At 70.7% G+C, this 19,852-nt stretch carries 16 protein-coding genes and 1 pseudogene; 9 read left to right on the top strand and 8 right to left on the bottom strand.

The window, feature by feature from the left end; all coding sequences use genetic code 11:
• Positions 1–14 precede the first annotated feature (14 nt).
• Entirely contained in the window at positions 15–1,232 is a 1,218-nt protein-coding gene (locus tag OG500_RS06470) for a sarcosine oxidase subunit beta family protein (protein WP_327065422.1), read from the bottom strand.
• Between the two features lie 366 nt (positions 1,233–1,598).
• On the opposite strand from OG500_RS06470, the gene betA reads away from it, so the two are divergent.
• Positions 1,599–3,278, top strand: coding sequence for a choline dehydrogenase (gene betA / locus OG500_RS06465; protein WP_329577567.1), 1,680 nt, complete (start codon positions 1,599–1,601; stop codon positions 3,276–3,278).
• A gap of 148 nt (positions 3,279–3,426) precedes the next feature.
• Here betA and OG500_RS38055 read toward each other — a convergent pair whose 3' ends face one another.
• Together OG500_RS38055 and OG500_RS06455 are read right to left on the bottom strand one after the other, a co-directional pair.
• Positions 3,427–3,645 carry an FAD-dependent oxidoreductase gene (locus tag OG500_RS38055; RefSeq protein ID WP_442907004.1) on the bottom strand — a complete coding sequence of 73 codons (219 nt, stop codon included), beginning with the start codon at positions 3,643–3,645 and terminating at the stop codon, positions 3,427–3,429.
• Complete coding sequence (locus OG500_RS06455) at positions 3,642–3,962, bottom strand: bifunctional 3-phenylpropionate/cinnamic acid dioxygenase ferredoxin subunit (protein WP_327065420.1); 321 nt, start codon at positions 3,960–3,962, stop codon at positions 3,642–3,644. Before OG500_RS06455 ends, OG500_RS38055 begins: the two co-directional genes overlap by 4 nt.
• Positions 3,963–4,176: 214 nt before the next feature.
• On the opposite strand from OG500_RS06455, the gene OG500_RS06450 reads away from it, so the two are divergent.
• The gene (locus tag OG500_RS06450; protein WP_329577563.1) at positions 4,177–4,926 is read left to right on the top strand and encodes an IclR family transcriptional regulator; all 750 of its coding nucleotides are present in this window, start codon (positions 4,177–4,179) and stop codon (positions 4,924–4,926) included.
• A 78-nt stretch (positions 4,927–5,004) separates the two neighbouring features.
• Here the strand turns inward: OG500_RS06450 and OG500_RS06445 are convergent, their stop codons facing one another.
• A complete protein-coding gene (locus OG500_RS06445; protein ID WP_327065418.1) occupies positions 5,005–6,576 on the bottom strand; it encodes an amino acid permease in 1,572 nt (523 codons plus the stop codon).
• Positions 6,577–6,683: 107 nt separating this feature from the next.
• On the bottom strand, positions 6,684–8,180 hold the full coding sequence (locus tag OG500_RS06440) for an aldehyde dehydrogenase family protein (RefSeq protein WP_329577560.1): 1,497 nt from the start codon (positions 8,178–8,180) through the stop codon (positions 6,684–6,686).
• A 194-nt stretch (positions 8,181–8,374) separates the two neighbouring features.
• On the opposite strand from OG500_RS06440, the gene OG500_RS06435 reads away from it, so the two are divergent.
• From OG500_RS06435 to OG500_RS06410, 6 genes are all read left to right on the top strand, one after another.
• Positions 8,375–10,897 carry a GcvT family protein gene (locus OG500_RS06435; protein WP_442907003.1) on the top strand — a complete coding sequence of 841 codons (2,523 nt, stop codon included), beginning with the start codon at positions 8,375–8,377 and terminating at the stop codon, positions 10,895–10,897.
• A gap of 77 nt (positions 10,898–10,974) precedes the next feature.
• Positions 10,975–12,096 (top strand): aromatic ring-hydroxylating oxygenase subunit alpha, encoded by a 1,122-nt coding sequence (locus OG500_RS06430; protein WP_329577554.1) that lies wholly within the window; start codon positions 10,975–10,977, stop codon positions 12,094–12,096.
• A gap of 305 nt (positions 12,097–12,401) precedes the next feature.
• On the top strand, positions 12,402–13,241 hold the full coding sequence (locus tag OG500_RS06425) for an SDR family oxidoreductase (protein WP_329577551.1): 840 nt from the start codon (positions 12,402–12,404) through the stop codon (positions 13,239–13,241).
• A gap of 7 nt (positions 13,242–13,248) precedes the next feature.
• The gene (locus tag OG500_RS06420) at positions 13,249–13,404 is read left to right on the top strand and encodes a hypothetical protein (RefSeq protein ID WP_329577548.1); all 156 of its coding nucleotides are present in this window, start codon (positions 13,249–13,251) and stop codon (positions 13,402–13,404) included.
• 195 nt (positions 13,405–13,599) lie between these two features.
• The gene (locus tag OG500_RS06415) at positions 13,600–15,081 is read left to right on the top strand and encodes a cytochrome ubiquinol oxidase subunit I (protein WP_329577545.1); all 1,482 of its coding nucleotides are present in this window, start codon (positions 13,600–13,602) and stop codon (positions 15,079–15,081) included.
• Positions 15,078–16,121: a cytochrome d ubiquinol oxidase subunit II gene (locus OG500_RS06410; RefSeq protein ID WP_329577542.1), complete on the top strand. Its 1,044-nt coding sequence runs from the start codon at positions 15,078–15,080 to the stop codon at positions 16,119–16,121. Before OG500_RS06415 ends, OG500_RS06410 begins: the two co-directional genes overlap by 4 nt.
• Before the next feature lie 53 nt (positions 16,122–16,174).
• Here OG500_RS06410 and OG500_RS06405 read toward each other — a convergent pair whose 3' ends face one another.
• From OG500_RS06405 to OG500_RS06395, 3 genes and pseudogenes are all read right to left on the bottom strand, one after another.
• Positions 16,175–16,303 carry a hypothetical protein gene (locus tag OG500_RS06405; protein WP_327065411.1) on the bottom strand — a complete coding sequence of 43 codons (129 nt, stop codon included), beginning with the start codon at positions 16,301–16,303 and terminating at the stop codon, positions 16,175–16,177.
• A gap of 1 nt (position 16,304) precedes the next feature.
• A pseudogene (locus tag OG500_RS06400) lies at positions 16,305–16,979 on the bottom strand (cyclase family protein); the annotation flags it as partial.
• Between the two features lie 79 nt (positions 16,980–17,058).
• Complete coding sequence (locus OG500_RS06395) at positions 17,059–18,879, bottom strand: glycoside hydrolase family 15 protein (protein ID WP_329577539.1); 1,821 nt, start codon at positions 18,877–18,879, stop codon at positions 17,059–17,061.
• A gap of 386 nt (positions 18,880–19,265) precedes the next feature.
• Between OG500_RS06395 and OG500_RS06390 the strand changes: the two genes are divergently transcribed.
• Positions 19,266–19,823 (top strand): gluconokinase, encoded by a 558-nt coding sequence (locus OG500_RS06390; protein WP_327065408.1) that lies wholly within the window; start codon positions 19,266–19,268, stop codon positions 19,821–19,823.
• Positions 19,824–19,852 lie beyond the last annotated feature (29 nt).

Below are 19,852 nucleotides of genomic sequence, written 5' to 3'. Positions count from 1 at the left end.
TCCGGTCAGTGCGGTCAGTGCGCAACGGCGGCGGCGCCGTGCTCGTCGATCAGTGCGCCGGTGGTGAACCGCTCCAGCCCGAAGGGTGCGTTCAGCGGGTGCGGCTCGCCGGTGGCGATGGTGTGCGCGTACACCCAGCCGGAGGCGGGCGTCGCCTTGAAGCCGCCGGTGCCCCAGCCGCAGTTGAGGAAGAGGTTCTCGATCGGCGTCGGGCCGATGATCGGCGAGGCGTCGGGGGTGACGTCGACGATGCCGCCCCAGGTGCGCAGCACGTGCGCCCGGGCGAAGACCGGGAACAGTTCGAGCGCCGCGGCCATCTGATGCTCGATCTGGTGGAAGGAGCCGCGCTGGCCGTAGCCGTTGTAGGGATCCACGCCCGCGCCCATGACCAGCTCGCCCTTGTGGGCCTGGCTCACGTACACGTGCACGTGGTTGGACATCACCACGGTGGGGTGCACGGGTTCCAGCAGCTCGGAGACGAGCGCCTGCAGGGGGTGGCTCTGCACCGGGAGCCGCAGTCCGGCCAGGTCGGCCAGGACGCTGCTGTGCCCGGCGGCGGCCAGTGCGACCCGCCCCGCGCCGATCGGTCCCCGGCTGGTCCGCACGCCGACGACGCGGTCGCCCTCGCGCAGGAATCCGGTCACCTCGCAGCCCTGGATCAGGTCGACGCCGTACTCGTCCGCCTTGCGCGCCAGCGCCCAGGCGACGTGGTCGTGCTTGGCGATGCCGGCCCGGGGCTGCAGCGTCGCGCCGAGCACCGGGTAGCGCACGTCGGGGGAGGTGTTGACGATCGGGCAGAACTCGCGCACCTGGTCGGCGTCCAGCCACTCGGCGTCGACCCCGCCGAGCCGGTTGGCGTTGACCCGGCGAGTGCCCTCACGGACGTCCTGCAGGGTGTGGGCGAGGTTGAGCACGCCGCGCTGGCTGAACAGGAAGTCGTACTCCAGCTCCTGCGGCAGCACCTCCCAGAGCTTCAGCGCGTGCTCGTACAGCGCCGCGCTCTCCTCGCAGAGGTAGTTGGACCGGATGATGGTGGTGTTCCGGGCCATGTTGCCGCCGGCGAGCCAACCGCGTTCCAGCACGGCGACGTTGGTGATCCCGTGGTTGCGGGCGAGGTAGTAGGCGGTGGCCAGCCCGTGGCCGCCCGCCCCGACGATGACCACGTCGTAGGAGCGCTTGGGGTCGGGGGTGCGCCACAGCCGGTCGGGGTGCTCGGGCAGCTGGTGGGACATCGCGGGACTCCTGGGGAGAGACGGCGTCGGTCTCTGGGGAATCGGCGTCAGGAGCAGATCCTCGCTGTGCGCCGTGGGTGACTCACCTCCTCAGCGGTGTTTCAGACTACGCACACTGTTGCGTCTAACACAACAGATTGACCAGAGGATGGCAGGGGGCCTTGACGATCCCCGAGTAGGTCCCGAAACTGTTGCGCACTGTGAACACAGTTTCTTGTGAAGAAACTTGCTGTTCAGCGGCAACGACGGGCGCCGCGCGTCACCGTGCCCTCGCGAACCCGCCGGAACCCCCCCACTGCAACCCGCAGCAACCTCGCCAGACTTGCGCAGACGGCGTCACCGCCCCGAGAGCAATGGCAGGACACCATGGCCTTGAAGCAGTACGACTTCATCATCGTCGGCGGAGGGTCGGCAGGCTGCGCGCTCGCGGCCCGGCTCAGCGCGGACCCGGCCAACCGGGTGCTGGTGCTGGAGGCGGGCCGGCCGGACTACCCCTGGGACGTCTTCATCCACATGCCGGCCGCCCTGACCTTCCCGATCGGCAGCCGGTTCTACGACTGGAAGTACGAGTCCGAGCCGGAGCCCTTCATGAACGGGCGGAAGATCTACCACGCCCGGGGCAAGGTCCTCGGTGGCTCCAGCAGCATCAACGGCATGATCTTCCAGCGCGGCAACCCGCTCGACTACGAGCGTTGGGGCGCCGACGCCGGCATGAAGGACTGGGACTACGCCCACTGCCTCCCCTACTTCAAGCGCATGGAGAACTGCCTCGCCGACCGGGAAGCCGGCGGCCCGGCCGCCGACGGCCGAGGTTTCCGCGGGCACGACGGCCCCCTCGTCCTGGAGCGCGGGCCGGTCGCCAACCCCTTGTTCTCCGCGTTCTTCGAGGCGGTCCAGCAGGCCGGCTACCCGCTCACGGACGACGTCAACGGCTACCGCCAGGAGGGCTTCGCCCCCTTCGACCGCAACCTGCGCCGCGGGCGCCGGCTCAGCGCCGCCCGCGCCTACCTGCACCCGGTGCTCGGCCGCCGCAACCTCGACCTGCAGACCCGCGCCCACGTCGGTCGTGTCCTCTTCGAGGGCAGGCGCGCGGTCGGTGTGGAGTACCGCCGAGGAGGCACCACGCACCGCGTGCGGGGAGGCAAGGTGATCCTCTCCGGCGGCGCCGTCAACTCCCCGCAGCTGCTGCAGCTCTCCGGCGTCGGCAACGCGGCGGAGCTGGGCGCGCTCGGCATCGACGCCGTCCAGCACCTGCCCGGCGTCGGTGAGAACCTGCAGGACCACCTCGAGGTGTACGTCCAGCACGCGTGCAAGCAGCCGGTGTCCGTGCAGCCCGCCATGAAGCTGTGGCGGCGCCCGTTCATCGGCGCGCAGTGGCTCTTCCTGCGCTCGGGCCCGGGCGCGACCAACCACTTCGAGGGCGGCGGCTTCGTCCGCAGCAACGAGGACGTCGACTACCCCAACCTGATGTTCCACTTCCTGCCGATCGCGGTGCGCTACGACGGCTCCGCACCGGCCGGCGGGCACGGGTACCAGGTGCACATCGGCCCGATGTACTCCGACGCCCGGGGTTCGGTGAAGATCAGGTCGACGGACCCGCGCGAGCACCCGGCTCTCAGGTTCAACTACCTCTCCACCGCTCAGGACCGCCGGGAATGGGTCGAGGCGATCCGGGTCACCCGCAGGATCCTCGGGCAGCCCGCCTTCGCCGAGTTCAGCGACGGCGAGATCTCGCCCGGACCGCAGGTCGAGACCGACGAGGAGATCCTGCAGTGGGTCGCCGAGGACGGCGAGACCGCCCTGCACCCCTCGTGCACCGCCAGGATGGGCACGGACGAGATGTCGGTCCTCGACCCGGCCACCCTGGGGGTCCACGGCCTGGACGGGCTGCATGTGGTCGACGCGTCCGCGATGCCGTACGTGACCAACGGCAACATCTACGCCCCCGTCATGATGCTCGCCGAGAAGGCCGCCGACCTCATCCTCGGCAACACTCCCCTCGAACCGGACCACACCGAGTTCTACCGCCACCGCGGGAACACCTGATCCGCACCGAGCTCCCGCGGCCCGCACGGATCCGTTCGGGGTGGGCCTCCTCTAAGCCCCGATCGGCGCCGTGGCAGCGGGAATCGGCGTGAGCGTGCGGCGCAGCCGGTTGAAGAGCTTGGGCTGGTCGACGGCGAGCACGGCGACGTCATGCCCGTGGCGCCGGTAGACGGGGAGCTGCCGAGCGCGAGCGCGCCGGCCTCCAGGCCGCCCTTGAGGAAGCCCCCTTGGACAGCGGCGGCCGGTCGTACGGGGGGTGGCGTTCCTCGCCGATGACGGTGATCGAGCCGTCGTAGCCCTCGGCGCGCAGCCCGCGGACGGTGCTCAGGCCGGCCAGTGAGCCGCCGACCACGGCGATGGACGTCATGCCGGCTCGCCGACCGTGACGTGCAGGACGACGCATCCGTCCTCCACCGTGACCCGGTGCGTCCGCAGCGCCGACTTGGCCGGCGGAGACGTCGGTCGGCCGGTGCGGAGGTCGAAGGAGGCCGCGTGCAGGGGACATTCGACGAAGCAGCCAGCCAACCAGCCGTCGGCGAGCGAGGCGTCCTGGTGGGTGCAGGTGTCGTCGACGGCGTACAGGGTCCCGTCGGCGTTGAAGACGGCGATCGGCGCCGGTACGCCTGTCGTCACTCGGAGCGCTTCGCCGGGCGGCAGTTCGTCGATCCGGCACACCGTGATCATGGGAGCCTCCAGCTTCGGAACCTCGAATCCGCTCGAGGTGTATCGTATTGCACAACACGATTCGGATTACGCAACATGCTTTCGAGCTGCTGAGGGCTTGTCAAGGGGACGAATGCCATCGGCGGGAAGCTGTGCATAATGTTGCGCTATGAGCAACAGTCAGAACGGTGGGTCCCCTGGGGGGCCGGGCCCCTCGCGGCGGGCGGAGTCCCCGGTGCAGTCCGTCGACCGGGCCGTGGCCATCCTGGAGATCCTCGCCCGCCGTGGTGAGACGGGTGTCACCGAACTCGCGGTGGAGCTCGGTGTGCACAAGTCGACGGCCTTCCGCCTCGCCGCCGCCCTGGAGATGCGCGGCCTGGTCGAGCAGCCGGGGGAGCGCGGCAAGTACCGCCTGGGCCTGGGCCTGGTCCGGCTGGCCGGCGCCGCCACGGTCCGGATGGACCTGTCCCAGCAGAGCCGTCCGGTCTGCGAGCGGCTGGCCGTCCAGGTCGCGGAGACGATCAACGTGGCGATCCTCGACGGCAACGAGGCCGTCAACATCGACCAGGTGTTCGGCCCATCGGCTCTGACCACGCACAACTGGGTCGGTCAGCGCACGCCGCTGCACGCGACGTCCAGCGGAAAGGTGCTCATGGCGTACCTGCCCGAGGAGGCGCTGAAGGCAAGGACCGCCGCCCCCCTGGAGCGCTACACTCCGCGCACCGTGACCGATCCCGGTGCCCTGCTCGCGCAGCTGAAGCTGGCCGTCACGGACGGCTTCGCCTACTGCGTCGAGGAGTTGGAGCCGGGACTCAATGCCGTCGCGGCGCCCGTGCGGGCGCACAACGGGCAGGTGGTGGCGGCCATCAGCGCCTCCGGGCCGTCCTTCCGGCTGACCGAGCACCGCATTCCCGAGGTGGCTGCCGCGGTCCGGTCCGCGGCGGAGGAGGTCTCGGCCCGGCTGGGCTATCTCCGCCTGGAGTAGTCGGCCGTCGGGTGGCCGGCGGAACGGGGCACAGGGTGGTCCCGGGGCCGTCCTGTCGGCACGGTACTTGACGGATCGTCAGGCCTCGGTCGCCAGGCCATCGTTCGTCACCGGCTCGGCGGCGGTGTGCTGCGGTGTGCCGCCGCGGCTGCCGTAGCGCAGGTACAGCAGGCCGCCGACGGCCGAGACCACCGCGGTGAAGACGATGGCGCCCCACGTGTAGTACCAGTGGTCGTCGCCGTAGACGGCGGCTCGCGGCCACGCCAGATTGACGGTCATGGCCACGCCGTAGCCGACGGCCACGATGTTCACGACCAGACCCCAGCGGCCCAGGGAGAAGTACGGGCCGTGGTCCGCGCGCGGCCACCGGCCCCGCAGGCGGCGCAGCAGCATCGGGGCGGTGACCAGCAGGTAGGGCAGGTAGAAGAGGATGATGGCGACCGAGGTGAGGATGTAGAAGACCCGCTGGTTGCCGATGTTGACGAGCAGCAGGGCGATGGTCAGCACGCCGGTGACGACAGCCGGCGCGACCGGGGTGCTGGACCTGGGGGAGACCTTGGCCAGCGCGGCGCCGAAGGGGAGGCGTCCGTCGCGGGCCATGGAGAAGAGCAGTCGGATGGCGGCGGTCTGCACGGCGAGGCAGCAGACCGTGATGGCGATCGCCGAGCAGATCAGGAAGGCGTCGCCCAGGCCGGTGCCGAGGGTGGACTTGACCAGGTAGGGCATGCCGAGCGTGCCGAGCTCCGAGGCGTTGATGTTGCCGACCGCCATCATCCCGACGAGCATGAGCAGCCCGCCGGCCAGGAAGGCGGCGGTGACGGCCCGCAGGATCGCCCGGGGGGCGTGGCGGCGCGGCTCGGTGGTCTCCTCGGCCAGCATGCCGGCCGTGTCGAAGCCGTAGAAGACGTACGCGCTCATGATCGACGCCACCAGGAAGGCGCCCAGGTAGCCCCACGAGTGACCGGCACCGGTGCCCGCGGTGTGCAGGACGACCTGTGGGCCGCGCTTGATGTGCACCGCGAGCATGATGATGAGCAGGGTGACGCCGATGAGCTCGACGGCGACGCCCAGGTTGTTGATCTTCGCCATCAGGCGGACGCCCACGATGTTGACGATCGTGGTGAACACGACCAGGCCCAGGGCGAGGACGATCGCGTTCTGCGCGCCGTTCGGCGTGGTCGTCACTCCGGCGTCGGCGGCGCCGCCGACGACCTGGAAGGCCAGCGAGACCTGCGGCAGGATGACCTGGTACGCGACGGCGACGGCGGCCGCGGTGACGATCGCGCCGATGGTCATGATCCAGCCGGCCATCCACGAGGCGACCGGTCGCGCGATCTGTTTCGACCACTGGTACACGCCACCGGCCAGTGGGAACTGGCCTGCCATCTCGGCGAAGCAGAGGGCGACGGCCCCCTGGCCGATGAAGACCAGCGGCCAGGTCCAGACGAAGGCCGGGCCGCCGGAGGCGAAGCCGAAGCCGAAGAGCTGGAACACGCCGGTCATGATCGAGATGTAGCTGAAGCCCGCGGCGAAGCTGGAGAAGGAACCGAGGGAGCGCTGGAGTTCCTGCTGGTAGCCGAAGCGCGCGAGGTCGGTGGAGTCGTTGGTGGGTGGGGGCGCGGTGGTCCTGGTGGTTCCCGGGTTGCTCATGGTCGCTCCAGTGGCAGGCAAGGGGGTCGGGGGACGTGCTTGCGGCGCGGACCGGGTGGAGTCGGCAGGTGCGGACGTGGCGGCCGGGGGAGTGCAGTGATGCCGCGTCAGCCACCGAACCAGTGCTGGGCGGCGGGGGTGATGGTGCGCCAGATGTGCTTGGACTCCTGGTACTCGCGCAGGCCGGACGGGCCGAGTTCGCGGCCGGTGCCGGACTGCTTGAAGCCGCCCCATTCGGCCTGCGGCACGTACGGGTGGTAGTCGTTGATCCAGACGGTGCCGAGCCGGAGCCGGGATGCGACGCGCTCGCCGCGTCCGGTGTCCTGCGTCCACACGGCGCCCGCCAGACCGTACGGGGTGTCGTTGGCCAGGGCCACCACCTCGTCCTCGTCGTCGAAGAGTTCGACGGTGAGGACGGGGCCGAACACCTCCTCGCGGACCACCGCCATGCCCGGGTGGCAGCCGTCCAGGACGGTGGGCCGCAGGAAGAATCCCGCCTGGAGCTCGGGCTCGGTGGGCCGGCTGCCGCCGGCGCGGAGCACGGCGCCCGCGGCGAGGGCGCCCGCGATGTGGTCCTCGACCTTCCGGCGGTGCTCGGCGGAGACCAGCGGGCCGGTCTCGGTGCCCTTGTCGAGCCCGTCGCCGAGCCGGATGAGGTCGGCTCGGCGGGCGAGCTCGGCGGTGAAGTCGGCGTGCAGGCTGCGGTGCAGCAGCAGTCGCGAGCCGGCCGAGCAGACCTGGCCGGAGTGCAGGAAGGCGGCGGTGAGCGCGAAGTCGAGGGCCGCGTCGAGGTCGGCATCGGCGAAGACGATGTTGGGGTTCTTGCCCCCGAGTTCCAGGGCGACCTTCTTGACCGTGTCGGCCGCCGCCCGCATCACCGAGCGACCGGTGGCCAGGCCGCCGGTGAAGGAGACCAGGTCGACCGCGGGATGCCGGGCGAGTGCGGCGCCGACCGCGCCACCGCCCAGGACCAGGTTCGCTGTTCCGCCCGGCGCGCCGGCCTGCTCCAACTCCGCCTGGAGCAGCCGGAAGAGACGGATCGTGGTCAGCGGTGTGACCTCGCTGGGCTTCGCCACCACGGTGTTGCCGGCCGCCAGGGCGGGAGCGAGCTTCCAGACGATCTGCAGCAGCGGGTAGTTCCACGGTGTGATCAGTGCGCAGACGCCCACGGGCTCGTGGACCACCCGGCTGATCGCGTCCGGCCGCCCGGTGTCGATCGTCCGGCCGGCGTCCGAGGTCACCAGCGCCGCGTAGTAGCGCAGGACGGCGGTGGCGTCGTCGACGTCCATCCGGCTCTCGGCCAGGGTCTTGCCCGTGTCGAGCGTCTCCAGCCGCGCCAGCTGTTCCCGCTGCGACTGGAGCGCGTCGGCGGTGGCGGTGAGCACGCCCGCGCGGTGCGCGGACGGCGCGCGGGCCCAGGAGCCCTCGTCGAAGGCGGACCGGGCGGCGCGGACCGCGCGGTCGGTGTCGGCTTCGGACGCCTCGGCGACCCCTGCCAGGGTCGAGGAGTCGAAGGGATTGACGACCGCTCGCTGTCGGCCGTCCTCGGCCGGCGTCCAGGCGCCGTCGATCAGCAGGCAGGCCGGGTCGAGGGATGGGGGCACAGGAGCCGCCTTTCTCGCGAGTTGCGCGATACGAGACGTTTGTCTCCATGCGCAACTTGTCGGCGAGTATGGAAGGGCCCCATATCCCTGTCAAGGGAGGCTGCTCGGATGGCATACGGCCGGGCCCGGCGGCGGGTCTTGACAGCTTGTGATGTGGGCCCGACCCTGTTTCTCATCGCGCAAGCAGATGCGTAATGTGCAACTCGTACTGTCGGGCTCAGCCGCCGCAGCCACCTCCCGAGGGGACGGATGCTTTGACAGTTCAACCGAGGGTCGTGATCGTCGGTGCCGGCATCGTCGGCTGCGCGCTGAGCGACGAACTCACCGCGCGCGGCTGGACCGACGTCACGGTGCTCGAGCAGGGACCCCTGTTCGCCACCGGAGGGTCGAGCTCGCACGCGCCGGGACTGGTCTTCCAGACCAACTCCTCCAGGACCATGACCGAGTTCGCCTCCTACACCGTCCGCAAGTACTCCGCCCTGACCCTCGACGGCCAGTGGTGCTTCCAGCAGCTCGGCGGACTCGAGGTGGCCACCACCCCCGAGCGGCTCGCCGAGCTGACCCGCAAGCACGGGCTGGCCGCCTCCTGGGGGGTGCCGGGCGCACTGCTCGACCCCGGGCAGTGCGTCGCCCTGCACCCGCTGCTGGACCGCGACCGGATCCTGGGCGGCTTCCACGTGCCCACCGACGGCCTCGCCAAGGCGGTGCGCGCCGGCGAGGCGCAGGCCCGGCGTGCGATCGGGCGCGGCGCGCGGTTCATGGCGCACCACACGGTCACCGGGATCGGGTCCGCGAACGGCAGGGTCACCGCCGTCGTCACCGATCAGGGCAGCTTCCCGGCCGACGTGGTCGTCTCCTGCGCCGGGTTCTGGGGGCCGAGGATCGGCCGGATGGCCGGGCTCGCCGTCCCGCTCGTTCCGCTGGCCCACCAGTACGCCAGGACCAGCCCGGTTCCGGCGCTGGCCGGCTGCAACACCGGGGAGCTGGAAGCCTCCAAGCCGATCCTGCGCCACCAGGACCGCGACCTGTACTACCGCGAGCACGGTGACCGCATCGGCATCGGCTCCTACGCGCACCGCCCGATGCCCGTCGATCTCGGCGAGGTGCCCGCCCCCGGTGGTCCGGTCATGCCCTCGATGCTGCCCTTCACGAAGGAGGACTTCGAGCAGCCCTGGGCCGATTCGCAGGCGCTGCTGCCCGCGCTCGCCCGGGCCAGGGTGGACGAGGGCTTCAACGGCATCTTCTCCTTCACCCCCGACGGCTTCCCCCTCCTGGGCGAGGCGCCCGAGCTGCGCGGCTTCTGGGTCGCCGAGGCGGTGTGGGTGACCCACTCCGCGGGTGTGGCACGGGCGATGGCGCAGTGGCTGGTCGAAGGCACCCCGCGCACCGATGTGCACGAGTGCGATCTCAACCGCTTCGAGCCGGGGCAGCTCGCCCCCGCCTACGTGCACCGGCGCGGCTGCCAGAACTTCGTCGAGGTGTACGACATCATCCACCCGCTGCAGCCGATGGAGGACCCCCGCCCGCTGCGGGTCAGTCCCTTCCACGCGCGCCAGCGGGACCTGGGCGCCTTCTTCCTGGAGGCCTCCGGCTGGGAGCGCCCGCATTGGTACGAGGCCAACCAGGCGCTGCCCGAGGTCGCCGGCATCCCCGGGCGCGGCGCCTGGGCCTCCCGCTACTGGTCCCCGATCGCCGGCGCCGAGGCCCTGGCCACCCGCGAGCGCGTCGCGATGTACGACATGACGGCGCTCAAGCGCCTGGAGGTCACCGGCCCCGGCGCGCAGGCGTTCCTGCAGTACCTGACGACGAATCAGCTCGACAAGCCGGTCGGCTCCGTCACCTACACCCTGCTGCTGGACGAGACCGGTGGGGTGCGCAGCGACCTGACGGTGGCCAGGCTGGGCCCGGGCCGCGGCTGCGGCGAACGCTGGCAGCTCGGTGCCAACGGCAACCTCGACCTCGACTGGCTCATCCGCCGTCTCCCGTCAAACGGTTCGGTCCAGGTCCGCGACACCACCGCCGGCACCTGCTGCATCGGCCTGTGGGGACCGCTCGCCCGTGACCTGGTCCAGCCGCTCACCGACGCGGACTTCTCGCACCAGGGCTTCGGCTACTTCAGGGCGAAGCAGGCGTACCTGGACAATGTGCCGGTCACCGCGATGCGGCTGTCCTACGTCGGCGAACTCGGCTGGGAGTTGTACACCACGGCCGACAACGGGCAGAAGCTCTGGGACACCCTGTGGGAGGCCGGACAATCGCTCGGCATCGTCGCCGCCGGACGCAGCGCCTTCAACAGTCTTCGCCTGGAGAAGGGCTACCGCTCCTGGGGCACCGACCTGACCGCCGAGCACAACCCCTATGAAGCCGGGCTCGGCTTCGCCGTGCGCATGGACAAGGGGGACTTCCTCGGCCGCGACGCGCTGCTCGGCACGACCGAGGAGACGGTGGCGCGCAGGCTCGTCTGCCTCCTGCTGGACGACCCGCGGGCCGTCGTCATGGGCAAGGAACCGGTGTACGTCGACGGCGCTCCCGCGGGGTACGTCACCAGCGCCGCCTACGGGTACAGCATCGGCGCCTCCATCGCCTACGCGTGGCTGCCGCGCGCCGCCGCCGACCCCGGCCGCAGGGTGGAGGTCGAGTACTTCGGCGAGCGGCTGCCCGCAACCGTCACGCAGGAGCCGCTGTTCGACCCGAAGATGGCCCGCATCCGCCGCTGAACAGGTGTCGGGCGGACCGGGGCCGTCATCCGGATCCATCTCCAGCCGTGCCTTCCTCCGACGAAAGGCCTACCGCCGTGACCGCGAGCGAGCTCCCGCCGAGCCTGATCCGCACTCTCCCGGGCTCCTCCTACACCGACCCGCAGACCTTCGCGCTGGAGCAGGAGAAGATATTCGAGCCGATGTGGTTCTGCGCCGTGCGCGCGAGTGACCTGGACAAGCCGGGCAGCTTCCGGACCGTGCAGGTCGGCCGGGAGAGCGTGCTGGTCACCCGGTCCCGGGACGACAGCGTCAGGGCCTTCCTCAACATCTGCCGCCACCGCGGCGCGCGGCTCTGCACCGAGGAGCAGGGCGAGGTCAAGCGGAACTTCCAATGTCCCTACCATGCCTGGACCTACGGCCTGGACGGCAAGCTCGTCGCCGCGCCCAACCTCACCAGCATGCCGGACGTCGACCGCACCACCTACGGCCTGGTCCCGGTGCACGTGCGCGAGTGGCTCGGCTATGTGTGGGTCTGCCTGGCCGACGAGCCGCCGTCCTTCGAGGCCGACGTGATCGGCGCCGCGACGCAGCGCCTGGGCGATCCCGAGGCGATCGAGCGCTACCGGACCGAGGAGCTCGCGGTCGGCCGCCGGATCCGCTACGAGGTGGGAGCCAACTGGAAGCTGATCGTCGAGAACTTCATGGAGTGCTACCACTGTGCCACCATCCACCCCGAACTGACCGATGTGCTACCCGAGTTCGCCGGAGGCTACGCGGCGCAGTACTACGTGGGCCACGGCGCCGAGTTCGCCGACGACGCCGAGGGTTTCACCGTCGACGGCAGCGCGGGCGTGGACCGGATCCCGACCGTCTCCGAGGACCAGGACCGCAGGTACTACGCGATCACGGTCAAGCCGCAGGTGTTCGTCAACCTGGTGCCCGACCATGTCATCGTGCACCGGATGTTCCCGCTCGCCGCCGACCGCACCGTCGTGGAGTGCGACTGGCTCTTCCTCAAGGACGTCGTCGAGGCGGGCCGCGACGTCTCCCGCTCGGTGGAGCTGTTCCACCGGGTCAACCTCCAGGACTTCGAGGCGTGCGAGCGCTGCCAGCCCGCCATGGACTCGCGCGCCTACCGGACCGGCGGTGTGCTGGTGCCGAGCGAGCACCACATCGGCGCGTTCCACGCCTGGGTCCGTGACCGGCTCCGCGGCTGACAGCGTCTTACGGGCATCCACGCGGGAAGGCTGGGAATCGCCGGCGTGCCCGCCCCGACCCCGGTCCAGGCGCCGAGTCCGCTGAAGACGAGGTACCCGATACCTCCGGACCGTGCGGCGTCCGGTAGCCCGATTGCGTGGCGCCCACTATCGAACGGGTGAGCACAGCGCGGCGCTTCGGGCTTGTCGTGCCTGGTGGTGCTTCCCTCGCCGAGAGGGTGTGGAGCCTGGACAGAGCATGGGCACAGGAGGCGGGCAGTCCGCCACTGACCGCCGGGCCGCCCACAGATCCGAAAGGAGAAGTCGTGGCAGGCAGTGCCGGTGGGAATCGCGGGGTGATCCACTCACAGCTCCTGGCCGGGCAGAAGGCGCTGGTGACCGGTGCCAACTCCGGCATCGGCAAGGCGACGGCGATCGCGCTCGGCCGGGCCGGCGCGGACGTCGTCGTCAACTATGTCGTCGGCGCGGACGAAGCCGAGAAGGTGGTCACGGAGATCGAGGCCTTCGGGGTCCGTTCCTACGCGCACGAGGCCGACGTGTCCGACGAGGAGCAGGTCGTCCAGATGGTCTCGCGCATGGTGGACGAGCTCGGCACCATCGACATCATGGTCGCCAACGCGGGCCTGCAGCGGGACGCTCCCGTCACGGAGATGACACTCGCCCAGTGGCACAAGGTCATCGACGTCAACCTCACCGGCCAGTTCCTCTGCGCCCGGGCGGCGGCCAAGGAGTTCCTGCGGCGTGGTGTCGTCCCGGAGGTGTCCCGCGCTGCCGGGAAGATCATCTGCATGAGCTCGGTCCACCAGATCATTCCCTGGTCGGGGCACGTGAACTACGCCTCCTCCAAGGGCGGCGTCGGCATGATGATGCAGACGCTCGCCCAAGAGCTGGCGCCCAGGAAGATCCGGGTGAACGCCGTCGCCCCCGGCGCCATCCGCACCCCGATCAACAAGGACGCCTGGGACACCCCCGAGGCCGAGGCCGACCTCCTGCGGCTGATCCCCTACAGCCGCGTCGGCGACCCGGAGGACATCGCCAACGCCGTCGTGGCAGTCGCCTCCGACCTGCTCGACTACGTGGTGGGCACGACGCTCTACGTGGACGGCGGAATGACGCTCTTCCCCGGCTTCGCCACCGGCGGCTGACACCTCGATGGAGGACCACATCACGCCCCGCCGAGTGACGGCCCTCGGCGGGGGAGTCGCCGGGTTGTTCGCCGCGCGGGCGCTGCGCCGGTCGCCCGTCGCCGTGACCCTTGCCGACCGCTGCGCCCACCTCTTCCAGCCGCTGCTGTACCAGTGCGCCTAGAGTCGGCCACGGACGCCCGGGAGCGGTTCACCGGCTTCCGCAGCAGGCTCGGAGCGCTGCTCACCCGGTCGATCGTGTCCGCCTCCGGGGCGCGCCGCGAGCGCGCGGCACCTGCGCCGGAACCTGCGCTCCGACCGACCCCGCCCGGCCCGCTCACTGACCCAGCGCCACCCGGCTCGAGCCATCGAGGCACACATGCACAGCACCACGCTTCTTCTCGCGAGCACCCCGCCCCAGATGCTGCCCGCGCGCGAGCTGATGGCCTTCACCCTGGGCTCCCACATCCTCCTGGTCCCGTTCGGTGTCGCGCTGCCCTTGATCACGCTCCTGATGCACTACCGCGGGCTGCGCAAGGGCGATGCCGTGGCCCTGAAGCTGGCCCGGCGCTGGTCGGCGGTGATGGCTGTGCAGTTCGCCATCGGGATCGTCACCGGCACCGTCCTCTCCTTCGAGTTCGGGCTGCTGTGGCCGAGGATGATGGGCCGCTGGGGGGACGTGTTCGGTCTCGGATTCGGCGTCGAGGCCTGGGCGTTCTTCCTTGAGGCCGTCCTCATCGCGATCTACCTGTACGGCTGGCGCAGGCTCAGGCCCTGGACGCACTTCTGGCTCGGCGCGCCGCTGCCGCTGGCCGCGCTGCTGGGAGCGTTCGGCATCATCGCGGCGAACTCCTGGATGAACACCCCGCAGGGCTTCACCCTCGACGCCCAGGGCAATCCGGTCGACGTCACCGTGCGGCAGGCGATCTTCACGCCGATCTTCGGTCCGGAGTACTGGCACTTCGCGGTGGCGATGTTCCTGACCGCCGGCTACGTGGTCGCCGGGGTCTACGCGGTCGGCTGGCTGCGCGGACGCCGCGACCGTTACCACAGGCTCGGCTTCACCGTGCCGTTCACCGTCGCCGCGATCCTCACCCCCGTCCAGTTCTTCCTGGGCGACAACCTCGCCCGGCAGGTCTTCCACAAACAGCCGGTCAAGTTCGCCGCCGCCGAGATGGTCTGGAACACCGACACCCACGTGCCGGAGTACCTGTTCGGGCGCCTCAACGAGGACGGAACGATCTCCGGCGGCATCAAGATCCCCCAACTCGACTCGATCCTGGCCGGATTCAAGCCCAGCACCCAGGTCACCGGCCTGACCTCGGTGGCCGCCGACGACCGCCCCACCGCCACCCAGGCGACCATCGTCCACTGGACCTTCGACATCATGGCCACCATCGGCAGCCTGCTGATCCTGCTCGCCCTCTGGTACGCGTGGTGCTGGTGGCGCCGCCGTGACCTCCCCCGGTCCCGGTGGTTCTTCCGCTGCGCCGCCGTCGCCGGGGCCGCCAGTCTGCTGACCGTGGAGTGCGGCTGGATCACCACCGAGGTCGGCCGCCAACCCTGGATCGTCTACTTCAACATGCGGGTCTCCGACGCGGTCACCGCCACCCGCGCGAGTTCACTGTGGACGATGTTCGGCATCGTGGTGGCCGTGTACGTGCTCATTTTCGGCGCCTTCCTCGCCGTGCTGCTGAAGATGCGCACCCGCTGGCGGATCGCCGACGAGAGCCCGGCCGGGCGGGCCGGCGCGATCGGTCCGGAGGCCGGCACTCCGTACGGCCCAAGGGAAGCGACCGCGGCAACCACCGGAGCCGCGCCGGATCCCGGCACGCCGCGGCCACCTGGTGGCACGTCATGATGGCCGACGCGATCTCCTGGGTGCTGGTGCTGGCAATCGCCGCCTACGCCTGCGCCGGGGGCACCGACTACGGCGCCGGCTTCTGGGACCTGCTGTCCGGGGGAGCCGAGCGCGGCGAGCGCCCCCGCTGGCTGATCGACCATGCCATGGCACCCGTCTGGGAGGCCAACAACGTCTGGCTGATCTTCGTCTTCATCATCATGTGGACCGGCTTCCCCACGATGTTCCAGGCCGTTTTCGACGCCATGTGGCTGCCACTGGCCCTGGCCGCCATCGGCCTGGTCCTGCGCGGCGCAGGCTTCGCCCTGCGCAAGCCGACCCGGCGCCTGGCCGGACGGCGGATCTACGGCGCGGTCTTCGCGGTCTCCTCACTGCTCACCCCCTTCTTCTTCGGCGTGGTCATCGGCGGCATCGCCGCCGGCCGGGTCGCGCCCGGGACCACGGCCTCCTCCGACGCCTGGGCCAATCCCACCTCCATCGTTGCCGGGCTGCTCACTGTCGCGGCCACCGCGTACCTCGGCGCCGTCTTCCTCACCGCGGACGCGCGCCGCTTCGGAGCCGAGGACCTGGTCCGGTACTTCCGGCTCCGAGCGCTCTGCAGCCTCGGAGTCATCGTGGTGCTGGCGGTCATCGGCATCCCCGTCACCCACCACGACGCCGCCTACGTCCGGCACGGCCTCACCCATGGGGCCGGGTTGGCGCTCGTGATCCTCGCTGCCCTCGCCGCCGCCCTCACCGCGCTGCTGCTCGCGCGGCGGGAGTACCGCTGGTGCCGCTGCACCTCGGTGGCCGGCGTCGCCCTGACCGTGGGCGCCTGGGGCCTCGCCCAGCGCCCGTACCTGCTGCCCACCTCGTTGACGGTGGCACAGGCCGCTGGAGCCGCCCACACGTTGCGCTGGTTGGCGATCGTCACGGTGATCGCGGTCGTGGTGGTCGGGCCGGCCCTCGTCCTGCTCTACCGTCTCGACACGCTCGGAGAGCTGGAACCCCTCACCGACTCCGATACGCGAGGGGCTCAGGCACCGGGCGACAACCTCTAGCCCGACCGGGGCCCCTCCGGTTCGGCCGCTGTCCGGCGCGGACCAGTGGGCGTTCAGCGCAGCCGGTCGATCGGGTTGCCGTCGTGGTGGCGCAGCTCGCCGAAGTCCTGGGGGCGCAGCCGGAAGAGCGCCGCCCGTAGAACTTGGTGTTGCCATGGGCTCCCGTTCTCGGGTGTTCGCACGTCACAGGACCGCGATGGGATTGACCGGTGATCCGGTGGCGCCGGGAAGCCGGAGCGGGGCGATCACGCAGAGGAACGACCAGCGGCCCTGCTCCTCGCAGATCGGCACCAGATCCTCGAACTGCAGGTAGTCCAGCAGGTGCAGGCCCATGGCGTGGATGCCGAGAACGTGCACCGGGAAGGCCACCCCCTCCGTGGTGCTGGGAGCGGTGTCGCTGTTGCCGTCGCTGCCGAGCGCCGCGACCTGCCGGTCCGCCAGGAACCCCATGGCCGTGGGGTGGAGCCCGGCGCGAGCCTCGGCCGCGTTCCACGGCCCGAGTTCGCGCTGACGGCGGCGATGGCCGACCCGCACGAAGAGCAGGTCCCCCCGGGTGACCCGCAGATGCTGCGCGCTCTCGGCGGCGGCCAGTTCCTCTCCGGTCACGTGGTCGCCGGGTTCGAGCCACGGCACGCCGCGCAGACGAGGAATGTCGAGCAGCACGCCGCGGCCGACGATTCCGTCCCGCGCCACGTCGATGGACAGCTTCGTCGCCCCGGTCGCGGTCAGGCTGCTCGCGGCCACGCCGTTGTGCAGGGTGCCGTCGTAGACGACGTGGCACAGGGCGTCGATGTGGCCGTCGGCGTCGCCGTGCACGTTCATGGCGAAGCGGTCCGAGGCGAACTGCAGGGCGTTCGCCTCGCTGGTAGAGCGCGCGGAACTCGGCCGAACTCAGCGGTGGTGGGCCGGGGGATCCTGTGCGGGTCGCCATGGATGCTCAGCGAGCCTGTTCCCGGTCGAGTGCCGCGTCGAGGGTGGTGGCGGCCATGATCAGCGAGAGATGGGTGAACGCCTGGGGGAAGTTGCCCAGTTGCTCCCCGCTCGGCCCGATCTCCTCGGCGAAGAGACCGACGTGGTTGGCGTAGGTCTGCATCTTCTCGAAGGCGTAGCGCCCCTGCTCGGTCCGGCCGGCCCGGGCCATCGCATCGACGTAGAGGAAGGTGCAGAGGCTGAACGTGCCCTCGGAGCCTCGTAGACCGTCGGGCGAGGCGGCCGGGTCGTAGCGGTAGACGAGGCTGTCGGAGACGAGTTTGCGGTCGATGGCGTCCAGCGTGGACAGCCAGCCCGGGCCCTTGGGCGCGAGGAAGCCGACCCGGGGGATGAGCAGCAAGGACGCGTCCAGCACGTCCCCGTCGTAGTGCTGGACGAGAGCCTGCTCCTTGTCGCTCCACCCGCGGGTCATCACCTGCTCGAGGATGGCGTCGCGGGCGGTGGTCCAGCGCGCGAGGTCGGCGGGCCTGCTGAACTCGGTGGCCAGACGGAGCCCGGCGTCGAAGGCGGCCCAGCACATCACCCGGCTGTAGGTGAAGTCCTTGCGTCCGCCGCGGGTCTCCCAGATGCCCTCGTCGGGACGGTCCCAGGAGTCGGCGAGCCAGTCCAGGGCGGCGGCGAGCCCCTTCCACCCGTGATAGCCCGTGTGCTGGCCCACGGTGCCGCCCTCGGCCAGGGCGTAGAGCACCTCGCCGTAGATGTCGAGCTGCAACTGGTCCATGGCGGCGTTGCCGGCCCGGACCGGGGCCGAGCCGCGGTAGCCCTCGAAGTGGTCGAGGATCACCTCGGGGATGTCGGGATCGCCGTCGACCCGGTACATGATCTGCAGACGCTCGCCGTCGGACCCCGCTCGTTCGGCCAGGCGGTCGCGCAGCCAGTGGGTGAACCGGGTGGCCTCCTCGGCGAATCCGAGGTCGAGCAGCGCTCGGACGGACAGCGAGCCGTCACGGACCCAGGTGTAGCGGTAGTCCCAGTTGCGCTCGCCACCGATCTGCTCGGGAAGGCCCATGGTCGCCGCGGCGACCGGGGCGCCCGTGGGGTGGTAGGTGAGGAGTTTGAGCGTGATGGCGGAGCGGCCCACCATGTTCGGCCATCGGCCGCGGTAGGTGGAGGTGCGCAGCCAGCCCTGCCAGAAGTTGCCGATGTCGAAGAGCCGGTCACTGAGCTCCTCCACGGTGATCGGCGCGGGCGGGGCCCCGTCCGGGACGCAGACGGTGAAGGCGGCACCCGCCAGCTCCCCGGCGTTCAGCGTGACCTCTCCGCGCACGTCGTTCCCGTTGCGTTCCACGGGGAAGGTGCTCTGCAGGTATCCGGCCAGTTCCGGGGCGTGGAACACCGCGGTCTCGCCCTGGAGATCGAGTTCGTGAGGGGCACGGCCGTAGTCGAACCGCGGACGGCAGTCCAGGACGAACCGCACAGTGCCCCGCACCGCGCGCACGACGCGAATCAGCGTGTGCCGGTCGGTGGGCGTGCCCGTCCGGTCGGGTGGCATGCAGTCGATCACCTCGCCGACCCCGTCGGGGGACATGAACCGGGTCACCAGGACGGCGGTGTCGGGGTAGTAGAGCTGCTTGTACGTGACATCCGCCTCCTCCGGGGCGAAGAGGAAGTAGCCGCCCCGGTCGTGGTCGAGCAGGGCGGCGAAGATGCTGGGTGAGTCGAACCGAGGAGCTGCGAACCAGTCGACGACCCCTTGGGACGAGACCAGCGCGGCGGTCTGCAGGTCGCCCACCAGACCGTGGTCGGCGATAGGCGGATAGCGGTCCATGGTGTCTCCGCGATCTCGGGAAGATCCCCCGCGTCCCACTATCCGACCAGCCGCGAGCATGCGCTCCACGTCTGTTGCCGATGATCCCGGAATCCGCTGTGACCAGGCAGGACGTGCCTGCCCACCGGGTACTCCGGATGGACCAGTCACGTGCCTGCCAGGCATCGGCGGGCACGACCGGGACAGGCCGCGGCCTGTCCCGGTCGTGCCCGGAGAGCGGTACCGGACGAGCCGCTCGGCTTGCCGACGATCGTCCCCGCGGTGGGTGTCCTCACGCTCAGGTTCCAACGAGCGGTCTGGCGGCGGATCAGCATCCGAACCGGCCGCTGACACCCCCGGCGGCACTGCGGGAGGCGACAGCCCACGAGTGCTCGGAGGATCGTGGCATGGCAACGAAGCGCGCGGATCCACCGCGCCGGACGACGATCCTCGTGGTTCTGGGCGTTTCCGGGTCAGGCAAGAGCACGGTGGCGGCCATGCTGGCCGAACGGCTCGGGCTGTCCTTCCTGGAGACGGACGACCTCCACACCCCACAGGACCGGGCCAGGATGGCCGCCGGTCATCCGCTCGCCGATGCGGACCGGTGGCCGTGGCTCGGCCGGGTCACGCGGTGGATGGATGAACAGATCGCAAGCGGCGCGTCGGGCGTCGTGGCCTGCTCGGCGCTGAAGCGATCGTACCGGGACTATCTGCGGGACGGGCGGCCGGAGGTTCGGCTGCTGTACCTGCAGGGGAGCCGGGAGCTCATCGCGTCGCGGCTGGCCGCGCGGCGGGGCCACTTCTTCCCGGTCGAGCTGCTGGCGAGTCAGTTCGAGGACTTCGAGGAGCCGGCGGCGGACGAGCACCCGTACGTGGTGCCGCTCGCGGGTTCCCCGGAGCAGACCGTCGCCAGGGCGTTGGAGCTGCTCGGTGCCGACGGGCTCAGAACGTCACCGGACAGCTGAAGGGCGCCCGGCGCGCCAGGAATCGTCTC

Source organism: Kitasatospora sp. NBC_01250, from assembly GCF_036226465.1.
Taxonomy (GTDB): Bacteria; Actinomycetota; Actinomycetes; order Streptomycetales; family Streptomycetaceae; genus Kitasatospora.
The sequence above is the reverse complement of the archived record's forward strand: the minus strand, read 5'-3'. Positions and strand labels throughout refer to the sequence as shown.